Consider the following 15,710-nt stretch of genomic DNA (forward strand, 5'->3'; position numbering starts at 1 on the left):
TAAAATTACTCATAACTCATAAAAAGGAGTCTTAATATGGAATCAACTTTTCAATTGCGGCGATCGATCATTGGCGCAATGCTTCTTGCACTTACAATTGTCCTAGGACGGTTCTTTCTTTTTCCAATTCCTTGGACTCATGGCAACGTCAATTTATGTGACGCGGGAGTGTTTATTGCTGCGATGCTTCTTGGTCCGGGAGCAGGAACTATTGTTGGCGGATTTGGCGGGATGTTTCTCGATCTTATTTCAGGCTTCCCGCAAGATGCCCTATTTTCTTTTGCAGCCCATGGTTTAGAAGGATTTATTAGCGGTTGGATATATAAGAAATATGGTGACACTGTTTGGGAGAAGTGGGTAGCGATTTTAACTGGAACAATCATTATGATTGCCGTTTACTTCATCTGCAATACTGTCATGTACCATGTAATTACTGGTTTCTTGAGTTTAGGTTCAAACTTTATTCAAGGAATGATTGGCGGCCTCGTTGCCCTAGTGATTATAAGACAACTCAAAAAACATAATTTAAGATAAACAAGAAGCTTCCACCATCGACTTAAAAGTCAACGACGGAAGCTTTTTACGGTTCAATCCCACTAGTTGTCGGAAGGATAATAATATAATTTAAGATTCTATTAGCATAACTCTGCTTACCGGCAAAATCTTTAATTGCGGCATTTAATTCACCCAAATTATCGGTAATAATCCCATCAGCGCGATTATAAATCATCTGCTTCATAATGCTATCATCATTGACGGTCCACGCATAAACTGGCTCGTGTTTCCAATGCGCCTGGTTTATAAAGTCTTGGTTTAACGTTGAGTATTCCATTGAGTAGCCATCCGCGGCCCCCTGGGGATTACCAAAATTATATGGCTGAATATAAAGGACCTTTAAGCGGGGATTGATTTTCTTTAGCCCAGTTACAACGCTATAATCAAGCGAATGCACTTGGTCATGATCCTTTATTATCCGTTTACCATAGCGACGGTTAAAGTTTTGCAACATTTCCTTAGAATCATGTGGGGTTGTTTTTATTTCGATCAATAGCTTTTGGTGATGCTTCTCTGCTGCCGCAAGATACTGGTCAAAACTAGCGATTTTAGCATGATGACCATTTTCGCAGACCGTTAATTTAGTTAATTGCTTTAGTGTTAGCTCATGTGGGGCTTTATTTATACCAGCAAGCTCTGTAAGATTTTCATCATGCATTACTACAAACTGATGGTCCTTCGTTTCGTGTAGGTCCATTTCAACATAGTCCGGTTTTAACTTAGTCGTTTTTTCCATTGCTGGGATCGTATTTTGTACACCATTTTCTTCCGCAACTCCTCGGTGAGAAATTGTTATCGGCCGCTGAACCCCATTTCCCATTAGATATAATGTATTGTTTACAATCGTTGCAAACCCAATAGCAATAAAAATTAAGGAAAACAAGGTAATTAGCTCCCGTGACGGGTGTATTTGCTGTCCTAACGACGAGTCAGTTGTTATTAATGGTTCTACCACAATCAATAAAATGATCGTTCCAGCCCATATTGCTAAAAACTCGCTTCCCATTTGTAACAACGACAAATTAATAACTGCTGTAATTAACGGAAATTTCCCGGGTAATAAATCTAACCCCAATTGCAAAAGATAGATAGCAATATAGAACACTCCCGTTACAATCCCCACTAACACTGTCGTCAAAATAAGCCGAATAAGTAACGATAACCACTTATAGTTTTTCGTCAATCGCCAGCTCTTCTTCATTGCTGGTAACAATTTTTCTTGTCGGTACGCCATTAATGGCATTGTCAGAATCAGTCGGAGTCCTAATACTGTGATCACAACGTAAAATAACACTAAGGCACTTACTAACCATCCATTTCGCGTTAGATAGTCCACAATAAATTGGGGAATTTGAATCTTCGCTAATAATGGCGTCCGAAAAATCACATCAGCAAAAGGGATTACCAGCAAGAAGTACCCGAATAATAGTACTAGTGAACCGAAGCTCAACAGGTGCCGTGTTTGCCACGTTCGCTGAAACAAATGGTGCCAGGTAAACTTAACCGTTCTAATCTCTTGCAGGCCGGTTAATATTAGCATAAATTCCCCGTAAATCAGCATTAACAAGCACAATAACTCTAATAGCAAACTAAAAACTACTACCGGGTGGTGCGTCAAAATGAGAACAACATTTTGATACGAAACAAACGGTATTTCTCCTGCTTGCAAAACAAAAGTAGTAATCCAGCGAAAAAAGGGAATTATTAAAAATTGATTGACCAGGTCTAATCCACCGAAAAGGATTAGGTACTCTAGCCAATTTTGCCTAAACTGTCGTGAGTATTGTCGTAAAGTAAGAACAATTGCTTTCATTTCAAGGCTCCTCAAATAAGTACTTATCAAAAGTATAACGTATCATAATAAAAAAAAGGAACCACAAAAGTCTTGCTCTTGTGCTTCCATTTTCCTTAAAAATCAACATTATCAGGATCAGCACATTGGCCACCTAGATTAGATAACAAGCTGATCTTCTTCATATCTTCATCTGCTAACTCAAAATCAAAAATATCTTGGTTTGCTAACATCCGATCCTTGTGAACCGATTTAGGTAATGGCAAAACACCCTGTTGGATAATCCACCGTAGGCATATTTGTGCGGGCGTCTTTTGATATTTATCGGCAATTTGAATAATCGTTGGGTTAGTCATTACCTTCGCTCCTTGCCCACCTAACGGAGCCCATGCTTCAACCAAAATATTATGAGCTTGCAAGTACTTTACTTCTTCCGTATGCGGCCAGCCGGGGTGAACCTCAATTTGGTCAACAGCAGGTGCTACTTTGGCAGTCTTCATTAATTCGACAATGTGATGAGGCATAAAATTACTTACCCCAATTGCCCTAATCTTACCATCATGATATAAGTCTTCCATTGCTCGCCATGTTTCCGCGTTGATTTTGGCAGCATCATCACCAAATTGCTTTCGGTTTGCTGGCCAGTGAATTAGGTAAAGATCAAGGTAATCCATTTGTAGCCGGTCAAGTGTGGCTTGAAAGGCCTTTTTAGTTTCATCATAGCCCCGATTAGTATTCCACAACTTGCTGGTAACAAAAAGATCTTGCCGGTCAATTCCAGAATCCTTAATTCCTTTACCAACTGCTTCCTCATTTTCGTAAACTGCTGCTGTATCGATATGCCGGTAACCAACTTCAATGGCATCCTTAACTGCTTTTTCAGCTACATCTGCTGGTGTCCTAAAAGTTCCATACCCAACGCACGGAATTTTTACACCGTTATTCAAATTCATTGTTGAGTTAATATTAGTTAATTCAAGCATTATATCCCTTCTTTCCCTCTTAATTATAACGCTTGATATTAAGTGTTTTCTCAATATTCTTAAACTTGCAGGCAATCAGACTAAGACAAAGAAAGATTTCCCTAAATAACACATAATAAATTGATAACCGTCAATTTACTATGCGCTATTCTTTTTTATAATCATGACATAAGGAGGTTCGACTAGTGATTAAAATTCAACAGTTTTTTTCGCAAAATAAAAGGGCAATTGTCCTCTTGACTACATTTCTCTTGCTAACTGCAGAGTTCTTCCACTTTGTTATGCCAATTCCGCTAGGCTACCAACTAATCATGGCAGCCGTAGGAATTATTGGGATCATTCCAATCTTGCTAACCGCAATTTCTTCACTCCAAATTAAGGCCATTTCGATTGATGTTTTGGTTACTATTGCAGTTATCGGGGCATTTATCATTGGTGAATTTAATGAAGCTGCCATTGTTACCTGGCTGTTTATGCTCGGTGAAGTTCTGGAAGAAATCACCCTAAGTAAAACACGGTCAGCTGTAAATGATTTAGCAAAGATTGCCCCACAAACTGCGCTAATAATTAATGAGAATAATGAAGTAACTGAAGAAGATGTCGATATGGTCGATCCCGGTGACCATATCTTGGTTAGGACCGGTAGTCAGGTTCCGGTAGACGGAAAAATTTTAACAGGCCGCGCAATCTTAAATGAGGCCACAATTACCGGTGAATCAAAGCTAGTTACTAAAACAGCTGGTGCGAAAGTCTTTGCCGGAACACTGCTTGAAAATGGAACAATTACGGTTGAAACCACGGCGGCTGGTGAAGAAACGACATTCGGGCGAATCGTTGAATTAGTCGAAGAAGCCCAGGATTCACAGACAAAGACCCAGCGCTTTATTGATAAATTTGCGCAGTACTATACACCAGCAATCTTAGTCATTGCAATTCTGGTCGGCCTAATTAGTCAAAACTTTAGATTAGCTATTACCGTTATGGTTCTTGGGTGTCCCGGCGCCCTAGTAATTGGCGTTCCCGCATCAACAGTTGCCGGAATTGGTAATGGCGCCCAACAAGGAATTTTATTTAAAGGATCCGACGTTATGGACCGGATGCGTCATGTTGACACAATCGCTTTTGATAAGACGGGAACCCTAACTGTCGGCCAACCAGCAGTAACAACGATTAGCGTCCTACAAGGAGATCGGCAAGAGATTATCAACGCTGCCGTTGCAATTGAAAAGCAATCAAGCCATCCCCTCGCGAAGGCAATCGCTAAGCTCAAAACAACTGTTGCCATGACACCCCATGAGATAGAAACGGTTAAAGGCAAGGGTGTTTGCGCAACAATAGGTAATCACCGGTACCTGATTGGTAATTTTGCCATGGTTCAAAATATCAACCTTCACTTACCACAATTGAAGGCCACGATAGAAAAATTGTCACGGCAGGGAAATTCTGTTGTTATTATTGCAAGCGATGACGGTTTGCAAATAGCGGTCATGGGCATTAAAGATCAGCTTCGTCCTAATGCTAAAGCTGTATTAACCCAACTGAAGTCACTTGGAATTAGCCAACTAGTAATGTTAACAGGAGATAATGAAGTAACTGCCAAAGAAATTGCAACTGACTTGCCATTAACCAAAGTAGTAGCAGGAATGTTACCAGGAGATAAGGCCCAGTTTATTAAAGAACAGCAAGAGCAAGGACGAAAAATTGCCTTTGTTGGTGACGGAATTAATGATAGTCCAGCCCTTTCGCAAGCTGATGTCGCAATCGCAATGGGGTCGGGAACAGATGTCGCAATGGACGTGTCAGACCTTGTCCTCGTTAAATCTAATCTCAAGAGTTTAGTCGCTGGATTTAAGCTTGCTAGAGCAACGATGAACAACATGAAGGAAAATATTATTATTTCACTTTTAACAGTTCTACTGCTTTTTGGCGGATTATTTGCCGGATATATCGAAATGGCTTCTGGAATGTTAATTCACGAATTAAGCATCCTATTAGTAATCCTGAATGCGATGCGATTAATCACTTTCTCAAGAAAAGTTGATCGTCATCAATTTAATTCACCCGAAGTGCCAGTAGAATAGAATCGAAAAGGCGGTGTTATAGATGGAAAAAGTAATGATGAAGTTGGGCGGTTTAACTTGCCCGTCATGTCTAACTAAAATTCAAAAAAGTGTTGAAAGTGCAGCCGGAACAAATGATGTTAAAGTTCTGTTTAATGCTGGAAAGGTCAAGTTTACCCTTGATGACCAGTTATCATCGGTTGACAACATCAAGGACGGAATTGAAAAAATCGGTTATGAAGTTAAGGCGGTTAAAACAAAGGAGATTAATAATGGATAGTCAAGAGTTATATGCCCAAGAACTTAAGCAAAGTGATATTGACCACCATACGCCTACTGCTGGTGCAATGACAGGTCATATTATTTCAAATCTTTTAATTCATACTCTCAAAATTTCACAGGCAAAACTTTTTGCAAAAGGGAATGCATCTCTATTTCTAGACCAATACGCACCAGTTTGGTTAAAATACGAGATAAACGAGTTTAGTGAATTAAATCGCCTGCTTACTAACAACGGGGAGGCAATTCCAACAACAACTGATCAGTTTAAGGAATTTGCAATGCTTGAAGAAGATGGTGCCAGTAAATATGAGCGTGGTGAAGATCAGCTTTTCGCCCTTATTAAGGATTTTGATACCCAAATTCTCTTTATTACTAAGGCAATCTCGCTAGCACAAAATGAGGGTCTACTCGAGCTTGCAGCCAACCTGACTACCCTTCTTAGCTGGATTAAGGAACAAATCGCAATCACTCAACGTTTCTTAGGGCACGACATTCGCGAAGGGCTGTATAATGAAGAAGATGACGACGACTTCTAGGAGGATCTGCTGATGGCTGAAGAATTATGCGTTCAATTAGTTCCATTATTTCAAAAATTAGATTTAGAAAAGCAACAACAAGTTGAACAATTAGTCCATCACCAGCATACCAAGATGCACGAATTAATCATTACTCCAGATAGTCAGAACCAATTAGTAATTATTGCCCATGGCTCTGTAAAAATGTATAGTCTGGATTCAAATGGTAACGAAAAAGTGGTCCGGGCACTAAGTAGTGGTGACTTTGTTGGCGAAACGTGGCTTTTAGGAATCAATAACCAAAATTACTTTATCGAAGCAGTTGAGGATAGTGATATCTGTATCATCAACCAAGCAGATTTCCTCGCACTTCTCAAAAATAGCCCGGAGATTACAGCCACTTTGCTTAAGGAACAGGCTGAACGAATCACTTCATTGCGAAAGCAAACCCAGCTCTTAAGCATTGTTAATATCAGTACACGAATTACTACTTACCTATCTCAATTACAGCAATCCCAGGGAAAAGCATCGATTGAATTACCATTTGCCTTAAAGGATGTTGCATCATATCTTGGTACAACCCCTGAAACATTAACACGAAAACTGAAATTATTAGAGAAGCAAGGGAAAATAGAATACCATCTCAGAAAAATTAAAATAAAAGATAAGTTATAACAAAAGAGTTCCAGCCGATACTGGAACTCTTTTGTTGTCTATACCTTCTGCTTGCTTTCCTTTAAAGTCACTAAAAACGCTAACTTTCCATCTGTATACTTTACCGCAATCTTACCATTAAACATCTTTACGATATACTGGGCCATCGACAAGCCAATTCCAAAGCCTGCTTTTTTCCCTTTTGTATGTGACTCATCAGCCCGGTAAAAACGATTGAAAAAGCGGTTATAATCTACATCTTTTCCCTCCGCATAACTATTAGCAACTTTAATAGTCACATTCTTACTGTGACTGGCCCGACCAACAGTAAAATCTACTTCACCATTAGGGTCACAATATTTATTTGCATTATCAAGGAGGATATTGAGTAATTCCTGTAGGTAATTTTCATCCCCGTTAACAAATAATTCCTTTTCAATTTGAACATTAAATTGTTTATCATCAGTTTTTACAACGCTCTTAAAACTCGTTGCTACCCTAGTTGCTACCTGACTAATATCAACCGGGACTAAGGTTAGTGTCGGTTGTTCCTGCATTCTCGCCAGCGATACTAGATTATTAATTAGCTTTGTCAACCGGCTAACTTGTTGTTTTGTACTTGTGGTCCATTCATTTTCCCCATTTAGGATTTCTTGCATTTCAGTATTAGCAGCGATTACGGTTAGTGGCGTCTTTAACTCATGACTGGCGTTAGTAATAAACTCTTTTTGTCGTTGTTCTGCTTGAATAATAGGTCGAATTGCCCGGCGTGAATATAGTACCAACACAATTGTGTATAACACTAATGTAACCAACCCGAGCATCAATCCTGTGTTCATTACTTCTCTTGATCTTGTCATTAAAATTGATTCGTCAAGAATGACAATCGTTTTTTCACCCTGGGACTTTTGCCATTGGTAAGCATAGGTAACCCCATGATAGTAAACCCTGCCATTATCTTCTTTATGCCGCAATATTCGGCGCGTTATTGCACGGGCATCTTGCGAAGTTACTGTTGTAATATGATCATCTTGAATTTCGTTAACTCTCCCCTGATTATCTGTTACAACAGTAAAGTAGCGATATTGGTGCAGACTTTCACGGGTAAATTGTTGGGGCTGATAATTTCCTACCTGAATGTTTCGCTGGGGGATCTGACCATCATTTTTCACTAAAATAGTCAATACGTTTTTAACTTCCTGGTGTGTTCGGTAAGTAGTCAGGGCACTAATACTTCCAATAATTGTTAAAATAACAAAAATCAATGCAGTCGTAGACAAAGCAATAAATTTATAACGAAACCGTTGAATCATTTCTACTCCTCCTAGTGAGCAATCATAAATGGTCCCTCTTTTTCACCTGTAATTACAACTTTTGATTGGATTGCATGTAATTTTTGACGTAGGTAGCAAATATTAATCCACAAATCCTCTTGGTCGGCCTGCTCTTCTTCATCCCACACATGGTTTAAAAGTTCATTTACAGGAAGCTCCTTATTAGCATTCAAAATAAAATACTGTAACAATCGGCTTTCCTTATTCGTCAAGCTAATTGAATTATGGCTTTGCAACGACTGATCATTACCATCAAGCGTCAGGTCACCAAATTCAATAATATCGGTCCCATAATCGTCATTACGGCGCTGCCGGGATCGTAACCGTGCTAATAATTCTTTGAGTGAAAACGGCTTAGTCAAGTAATCATCCGCGCCGGCATCTAGTCCAGTCACGCGGTCATCTTCTTCACCCATTGCCGTTAGCATCATAATGTATGTACGATTACCGGTTGCACGAATTTCTTTAAGTGCTTCCAGTCCCGTTTTTACTGGCATCATAATATCCATGATAATAACGTCATAAGCATTCTTTTGGGCAGCAGCAACGGCTTCTTGCCCGTTATTTACAACCTCAACTTGATAGCCGCTTGCTGTCATCGCTGTTGATAATACGTGGGCTAGTTGTTGTTCATCTTCAGCAATTAGGATCTTCATCAGCCTACTCCTCCTTATCTGCGGAATTGATCAACTGGCGAATTGTTTGCATCTGAACGTCACAAGATGCCAATTGATCAGCACAGCGTTTTAATTCACGCCCAATCCGCTCTGCATCAGTAATATTGTGTTTATATTTCATTTCATGTTCAAGACTTGCCCACGAATCCATTGCAATCGTTCGTAGTTGGATTTCAACATAAAAGCTTCCGGGTTTATTACCGTCAACATCACGATACGGTACAGTTTCATTGATAATTATATGATAGCTACGGTAACCATTAGGCTTCGCATTTGTTATATAATCCTTTTCCTTAATAATCTGACACCAATCAGCCTGTCGTAATTGGACTAAGCAACGTTCAATATCATCAATAAAGTTACATACAATCCGAATACCAACTGCATCACGGCATTTACGTAATGCTGATTCAGTCGTGACTGGATAACCCTTCCGCGTACATTTTTCTGCCATACTTTCCGGTGTCTTTACCCGTGCAATTAAATGTTCGTATAACTTAGGCTGGTTATTATCGACTACTTGTTGGTTTAGTCGCTTAATTCGTTCAGTTGTCAGCGATAGAATTTCTGGCAAAATCTGATCATATGGACCATAGATTGTCATCGCGTTTTCCTCCTTTAATTTGAATATTATAACAGGCGATCGTTCTTTAGAAAATGTGCCTTTATTCTTTCTTAAATTCCCTTATTCAGTTCGTAATAAACTAACGTCATTATTTACCTGCTTTTTTTGGATGGTGGTTTTGTAGAATTTTTGAATAAGCTCGCTTTCTGTAACTACCTTAACATGAAGCTGACCGCCTTCATGATCGGCATACTTAATAGTAACCGTTTGATTGCTATTTGCGCAAAAAAAGATCATCGGCGACGTTGATTTGTCCGTTGCTACTAGATAACTATAATTCTCAACACCATTGGGGACCGTATCGGCCGGCTTTACAATACCATAAACCAAGTTATCACTCCCTATTTCATACCAAAAAAGCCCGCCTAGATATTTCTAAGCGAGCCTTTCACTAGTTAATTACAAAACTAGAATTTATTAATTCATTTGCGCTTTAATAGCAGCCAAGGATACGTCACCAGTCTTATCAAACTTAACATCAGCATCCTTTAGATCAGCACCAAAGCCAATTGACAATTCACCAGCACGGTTAATTGATTCAATTCCGGCTTGGGCATCTTCAAGTCCAGCTACTTGGTCTGCTGGCAAGTCTAACAACTTAGCAGCTGCCAAGTAAATTTCTGGGTCTGGCTTACCGTGACTAAGGTCAGCAGGGTTAACGATCCCTTCAAAGTAGTCTGTTAATTGTAAGTACTTTAGAACCTTAGGCGCATTCTTGGAAGCCGATGCTAAAACAATGTGGTAGCCATTGTCTTTTAATTCATCCAAGAAGTCCTTCATCCCTGGCAAGATATCAGCAGGAGTCAATGTTTCAACGAGCTTAATGTAGTTGTCATTTTTCTCCGTTGCCAATGCAACCTTTTCTTCTTGAGTGTAGTCATTTTCATGACCGCCAGCCTTTAAGATCAGCTCCAATGAGTCCATCCGACTAACACCTTTTAAAGCGTCAGCTAATTCAGAGGTCCATTCAGTACCAACCTTATCAGCTAATTGGTGCCATGCTTGACCGTGAAAACGAGCCGTATCAGCAATAACACCATCAAGGTCAAATGCAAAACCCTTCAAATCTTCAAACTTCATCTCAAATGCCTCCAGTAATTACTTTAATTCAAGCTTCTTACCGTCAAGATCGATGGTAATTGGGTCACCAGATACTAAGTCGATCTTAGTACCGTGCTTATCAACCTTAACCTTCAAAATCCGACCACGGAACATTTGACGGAATTGGTATGAATCCCACTTCTTAGGAAGGAATGGTGCATAGTGTAATTCATCATTACGTACACGCATACCAGCAAATCCTTGAACAATATCAAGCCAACTACCAGTCATTGAAGTGATGTGTAATCCATCAGAAGTATCATTGTTGTAGTTATCAAGATCAAGACGTGCTGAACGTTCATATAATTCAACGGCCTTGTCTTCGTAACCAATATCAGCAGCGATAATTGAGTAAACTGAAGCAGAAAGACTTGATTCGTGAACAGTAAATTGTTCATAGAAGTCAAAGTTGTTCTTCTTTTGTTCCTTAGTAAAGTCATCGATGAAGTCCCAGAGACCTTGGATAACGTCACCTTGCTTTACGTATGGCGAACGTAAGATCCGATCCCATGACCAGTGTTGGTTAATTGGCAATTGATCACTTGGAATATCAGCAACTGGCTTAAGATCCTTGTCCATAAAGCCATCGTTTTCTGGGAAGATGTCACGATCCTTGTCGTATGGTAAGTACATGTTATCAACAATTGACTTCCATTGACGCTTTTCATCTTCAGAAACATTAAGCTTCTTAGCAACATCACTGTCTACTTCGTCTAAGATTTCTAGGGTGTACTTAAGTGTCCAACGACAAAGCAAGTTAGTGTACCAGTCGTTGTTTACGTTGTTATCGTATTCGTCAGGACCAGTTACTGCATGAAGCATGTACTTGTTCTTACGTTGTGAGTAATGAACCCGGTCAGCCCAGAAACGAGAAATTTCAGTAAGCACTTCTGCACCTTCATTAAGAACATATGACTTGTCGCCAGTGTACTTAGTGTAAAGGTAAATAGCAAAGGCAATGTCCCCGTTACGGTGAATTTCTTCAAAAGTAATTTCCCATTCGTTGTGACATTCAATACCATTGAAAGTAACCATTGGGAATAATGCACCCTTCAAGTGTTGTTCCTTAGCGTTAACAAAGGCACCATCTAGTTGCTTGTAACGGTACATTAATAAGTTACGGGCAACTTCTGGGTTGGCAACACCAAGGTAGACAGGAATACAGTAAGCTTCAGTATCCCAGTAAGTAGCACCACCGTACTTTTCACCAGTGAATCCCTTAGGACTGATGTTAAGACGGTAATCGTTACCGTAGTAAGTTGAGAATAATTGGAAGAGGTTGAACCGGATACCTTGTTGTGCTCCTTCATCACCTTCAATTTCAACATCAGACTTAACCCAACGGTCAGCCCATTCGTTAATGTGGGGATCAAGTAAGTCATCAAAGCTTTGAATATCAAGTTTTGCACTTAATTCGTCAAGGTTCTTTTCAATTTCTTCTTGGGTATCGTAATCGCGAGAAGTCATTACGATACTCCGCTTTTCAAAGTTTACTTCCTTACCAGCAGCAACTGTTCCGGCAAAAGTATTGTAAGCATGCTTTTCGTCCGTACCGTCACTAACATGGTCAAGGTTAGTCTTAGAAGTCGTCTTCATACCAACAATAAATTGTGGCGTACCGAAGTCGTTCTTCTTTGTCATAGAAGTCAATTCGGCATGTTCGCCATTAGCAGACTTACCTAAAACATTCCAGAATTGTTCGTCGTAGTTAGCGTCCTCGTTGTAAACATCCGCATCAATCATGCTGGTAATTTCAACCTTAGCATCATCGTTACCACGGTTCTTAATGTGAAGGCGTTGACCAACTAATTCCTTTTGGGTAGCACTTACGAAACGTTCAAAGTTAAAGTACATTTCAGTGCCACCAATTTCCACAGTAAATTCACGTTCGAGAACTCCACGCTTCATGTCAAGATCAAGCTTGAAGTCTTTAGGAGTTTGCTTAGCTAAATCTAGTTGTTCACCATTAACCTTAATGATTAACTTCATGAAGTTAACAGCATTGATCATCTTACCAAAGTACTTTGGATAACCAATCTTCCACCAACCAACACGAGTCTTGTCAGGGAACCAAACACCACCAAGGTATACACCTTCCATGTGGTCACCACTGTAACCTTCTTCAAAGAAGCCACGCATACCAAGGTTTTCGTTTGCTAAACTAGTCATTGATTCTTGCAAACGCTTATCTTGTGGGTCCCACTTGCGAGTGGCTACATGCCAAGGGGCAATATCAAATGTACGTTTCATGAGATTGTCAATTCCTTTCTTTAATACAGGTAAGTTGCGACCTACCAATATTCACAACTTACGTTACCTAAATTTTAAATAATTACAATCGTAGTAGTCAAATTATTCGGCGTATGTTTCCTTAATTGTACCAACTGAAAGGGCACCAAGAACTAACACAATACCAGCAACGATAAACATGTTAACTTGAGAGTGACCAAAGAGTGGGAACAATCCGAAACTAAGCACTGATGCAACGATTTGTGGCAAACAGATTGATCCGTTGAAAAGACCAAGGTAAGTACCCATGTGCTTACCAGACAATGCATTAGTAACAATTGTCAATGGGTAAGTGTTCATACCAGCCCAAGCAATTCCGACAAGAATGTATGAAACAATTAATGTCCATTGATCGTGAATAAAGAAGATTGAAATAAAGCCAATTGCACCAAGAAGTAAACTACCGGCGTAACCAAGCTTGTGGTACTTGTTAGGAACCTTAGCTAAGACGTATGACCAAACAACGGCAGCGATTGATTGAACAGCGGCTAACACACCGTACCAGTTACCAGCGTCTTGGTAACCTGCTGAAGTAGCATTAGTTGTGTTCCAAACGTTTTGGGCAATAGCACCGGCTGAATATGTCCAGAGGTATTGGAATGCGAACCAGCAGAAGAATTGGACAAGGGTAACCGTCCAGAATGCCTTTGGTGCGTGCTTTAAGAGTGTGAACCAGTTTCCACCCTCTTTATTATCTTCTTCAGAAATCCCATGATACTTGGCATATGTTGCAGGATCATATTCGTGAACCCGGAAAACAGTAAACAAACTAGTAATAACTAGTAAGGCAGCACCAACATAGAAAGCAACCTTAACTGAATCAGGAACAACACCCTTAGGAGCAATGTTCTTAACCCCAAACCAAGTGAAGAGGAATGGGAAGATGGCAGCTAAAACGGCACCAGTGTTTGATAAGAAACTTTGAATACCGTATGCGTAACTCTTCTGATCATCATTAACCATATCACCGACCATCATCTTAAATGGCTGCATAGCAACATTTGATGATAAATCAAGGAAGGCAACAGTAATCGCACCAAACCATAAGGCTGCAAGTGAACCATACCCAAAACCAAAACTACCAGAGTTTGGTAAAAGCAACATAACAATAACAGCAACAATCATTCCTAATAGAAGATATGGTAACCGGCGACCACCAAGTTTTGGTGCCCAAGTACGATCTGAGTAGTAACCAACGATTGGTTGAACAACTAACCCCATTAATGGCGGAAGGATGAAGAACCATCCTAAATTGTTAGGGTCGGCCCCAATAGTTTGGAAGATCCGACTCATTTGAGAACTCTGTAGAGTAAATGCTGTCTGAACACCAAGGAATCCAAAGTTGATCATCCAGATTGTACTCTTTGAAAGAGTAGGTAATCCAGCCCCAGCGGACTTTTCTTGACTCATTGCTAACAACTCCTTAACTTCTAAAAATACTTATAAGTATTGTAAGCGCTTAATACTATTTTGCAATATTAATAATATCAAATAAAAAAATATTGTGCAACCGTTTGCGCAATATTTTTTATAAACGTTTTCTTTTTTATAATATAAAGCAATGCTTAACTATTGATTCTACTTCGTTAGCTTAAATTTAAAAAGTAAGCCTGATCATACATTTTTGATTAGCACTGCTTCACCCATTCCGCCGCCAACACATAAGGAAGCAACTCCTAGATCATGATTATCATGTTTCATCTCATCGATCATCGTCACAATAATACGAGCTCCTGAACAGCCCACTGGATGACCTAACGCAAGCGCCCCACCCCATGGATTTAATGTTTCCGGATCAATATGAAGCAAATCCTGACATACAAGCGCCTGGGTCGCAAAAGCTTCATTGATTTCATAAGTTGCAACATCATCAACCGCTAACTGCTGATCTGTCAAAAGTTTTTTTATTGCATAGTAAGGTCCAAGGCCCATCAATGCAGGATCAAGGCCAACAATAGATGAAGCACACCATTCTGCTAACGGGGTTAATCCAAGGCGATCAACCGCACTCGCTGATGCAAGGACAAGGGCAGCCCCACCATCATTAATTCCTGAGGCGTTTCCAGCGGTAACACTTCCATCAGCTTTGAAAGACGGTTTAAGTTTACTCAAGGCCTCCAGCGATGTGTCTGGCCGTGGTGCTTCATCTGTATCAACTGTAATCGTTGCTCGTTTCTTTTTTACTTCTATCGGAACAATTTCTGGTTCAAAATAACCAGCTGTTTGTGCCTTTACCGCTCGCCGATGACTAATGAGGGCAAACTCATCTTGTTGTTGCCGTGTTATATGATACTTGTCATTAATATTTTCAGCAGTAATTCCCATCGGATAATTACCATAAACATCATTTAGTGCATCGCTTTGCATCGCATCAAGGAGAGTACCATTACCAAAACGATAACCGTTTCGCGCTTTAGGAAGGACATAAGGAGCTTGTGACATACTCTCCATTCCTCCGGCAACAATTACTTCCGCTTGGCCAGCCCGAATCAAACTCGCTGCTAGATCTACACTTGACATTCCTGAGGCACAAACATCATTAATTGTAATTGCTGGAACTTTTTCGCCTAATCCAGCAGCCATCGATGCCTGTCGGGCGGGATTTTGCCCCGTTCCTGCTTGAATGACATTTCCCATCAATACTTGGTCAATATCGTCTCCGGTTAACGCAGCCTTTTCAACAGCGGCTTTAATTGCAATTGCTCCTAATTCTACTGCTGATTTTGATGCTAACTGCCCATTAAACTTACCAATTGGTGTCCGCTGAGCAGCGACAATATAAACCTTCTCCATTAACGATTCCCTCCATTACAAAATAGGAGAGGACCCGGATATTTGCTTCC

Annotated in this window: 15 protein-coding genes; 5 read left to right on the forward strand and 10 right to left on the reverse strand. The window is 40.0% G+C overall.

Annotated elements, in window-relative coordinates:
- Positions 1 to 36 precede the first annotated feature (36 nt).
- Positions 37 to 534 carry an ECF transporter S component gene (locus H5S39_RS00510; RefSeq protein WP_182595134.1) on the forward strand — a complete coding sequence of 166 codons (498 nt, stop codon included), beginning with the start codon at positions 37 to 39 and terminating at the stop codon, positions 532 to 534.
- Positions 535 to 580: 46 nt separating this feature from the next.
- Here H5S39_RS00510 and H5S39_RS00515 read toward each other — a convergent pair whose 3' ends face one another.
- Both H5S39_RS00515 and H5S39_RS00520 read right to left on the reverse strand, forming a co-directional pair.
- Complete coding sequence (locus H5S39_RS00515) at positions 581 to 2,368, reverse strand: glycerophosphodiester phosphodiesterase (RefSeq protein ID WP_182595135.1); 1,788 nt, start codon at positions 2,366 to 2,368, stop codon at positions 581 to 583.
- Between the two features lie 95 nt (positions 2,369 to 2,463).
- On the reverse strand, positions 2,464 to 3,330 hold the full coding sequence (locus H5S39_RS00520) for an aldo/keto reductase (protein ID WP_182595136.1): 867 nt from the start codon (positions 3,328 to 3,330) through the stop codon (positions 2,464 to 2,466).
- A 185-nt stretch (positions 3,331 to 3,515) separates the two neighbouring features.
- On the opposite strand from H5S39_RS00520, the gene H5S39_RS00525 reads away from it, so the two are divergent.
- The 4 genes from H5S39_RS00525 to H5S39_RS00540 are packed head-to-tail and all read left to right on the forward strand — an operon-like array spanning position 3,516 to position 6,862.
- Positions 3,516 to 5,411, forward strand: a complete 1,896-nt coding sequence (locus tag H5S39_RS00525; protein WP_182595137.1) for a heavy metal translocating P-type ATPase — start codon at positions 3,516 to 3,518, stop codon at positions 5,409 to 5,411.
- Positions 5,412 to 5,433: 22 nt separating this feature from the next.
- The gene (locus H5S39_RS00530) at positions 5,434 to 5,670 is read left to right on the forward strand and encodes a heavy-metal-associated domain-containing protein (RefSeq protein ID WP_182595138.1); all 237 of its coding nucleotides are present in this window, start codon (positions 5,434 to 5,436) and stop codon (positions 5,668 to 5,670) included.
- Entirely contained in the window at positions 5,663 to 6,208 is a 546-nt protein-coding gene (locus H5S39_RS00535) for a DNA-binding protein (protein ID WP_182595139.1), read from the forward strand. The genes H5S39_RS00530 and H5S39_RS00535 overlap by 8 nt, the downstream gene beginning before the upstream one ends.
- Positions 6,209 to 6,220: 12 nt before the next feature.
- Positions 6,221 to 6,862 (forward strand): Crp/Fnr family transcriptional regulator, encoded by a 642-nt coding sequence (locus H5S39_RS00540; RefSeq protein WP_182595140.1) that lies wholly within the window; start codon positions 6,221 to 6,223, stop codon positions 6,860 to 6,862.
- A 38-nt stretch (positions 6,863 to 6,900) separates the two neighbouring features.
- Here H5S39_RS00540 and H5S39_RS00545 read toward each other — a convergent pair whose 3' ends face one another.
- The 8 genes from H5S39_RS00545 to H5S39_RS00580 all read right to left on the reverse strand — a co-directional run bounded on the left by H5S39_RS00545 (position 6,901) and on the right by H5S39_RS00580 (position 15,660).
- Complete coding sequence (locus H5S39_RS00545) at positions 6,901 to 8,154, reverse strand: sensor histidine kinase (protein ID WP_182595141.1); 1,254 nt, start codon at positions 8,152 to 8,154, stop codon at positions 6,901 to 6,903.
- Positions 8,155 to 8,165: 11 nt separating this feature from the next.
- Positions 8,166 to 8,831 carry a response regulator transcription factor gene (locus tag H5S39_RS00550; RefSeq protein WP_182595142.1) on the reverse strand — a complete coding sequence of 222 codons (666 nt, stop codon included), beginning with the start codon at positions 8,829 to 8,831 and terminating at the stop codon, positions 8,166 to 8,168.
- Positions 8,832 to 8,835: 4 nt separating this feature from the next.
- Positions 8,836 to 9,456, reverse strand: coding sequence for a GTP pyrophosphokinase (locus tag H5S39_RS00555; RefSeq protein WP_182595143.1), 621 nt, complete (start codon positions 9,454 to 9,456; stop codon positions 8,836 to 8,838).
- A gap of 81 nt (positions 9,457 to 9,537) precedes the next feature.
- Positions 9,538 to 9,822: an Lreu_0056 family protein gene (locus tag H5S39_RS00560; RefSeq protein WP_375139105.1), complete on the reverse strand. Its 285-nt coding sequence runs from the start codon at positions 9,820 to 9,822 to the stop codon at positions 9,538 to 9,540.
- A 72-nt stretch (positions 9,823 to 9,894) separates the two neighbouring features.
- A complete protein-coding gene (gene pgmB, locus H5S39_RS00565) occupies positions 9,895 to 10,557 on the reverse strand; it encodes a beta-phosphoglucomutase (RefSeq protein WP_182595145.1) in 663 nt (220 codons plus the stop codon).
- An 18-nt stretch (positions 10,558 to 10,575) separates the two neighbouring features.
- The gene (locus tag H5S39_RS00570; protein WP_182595146.1) at positions 10,576 to 12,828 is read right to left on the reverse strand and encodes a glycoside hydrolase family 65 protein; all 2,253 of its coding nucleotides are present in this window, start codon (positions 12,826 to 12,828) and stop codon (positions 10,576 to 10,578) included.
- A 102-nt stretch (positions 12,829 to 12,930) separates the two neighbouring features.
- Entirely contained in the window at positions 12,931 to 14,277 is a 1,347-nt protein-coding gene (locus tag H5S39_RS00575; RefSeq protein WP_182595147.1) for an SLC45 family MFS transporter, read from the reverse strand.
- 204 nt (positions 14,278 to 14,481) lie between these two features.
- Positions 14,482 to 15,660 (reverse strand): thiolase family protein, encoded by a 1,179-nt coding sequence (locus tag H5S39_RS00580; protein ID WP_182595148.1) that lies wholly within the window; start codon positions 15,658 to 15,660, stop codon positions 14,482 to 14,484.
- Positions 15,661 to 15,710: the final 50 nt, after the last annotated feature.

Origin of the sequence: Limosilactobacillus rudii, from assembly GCF_014145455.1 — a bacterium.
GTDB classification, from domain to species: domain Bacteria; phylum Bacillota; class Bacilli; order Lactobacillales; family Lactobacillaceae; genus Limosilactobacillus; species Limosilactobacillus rudii.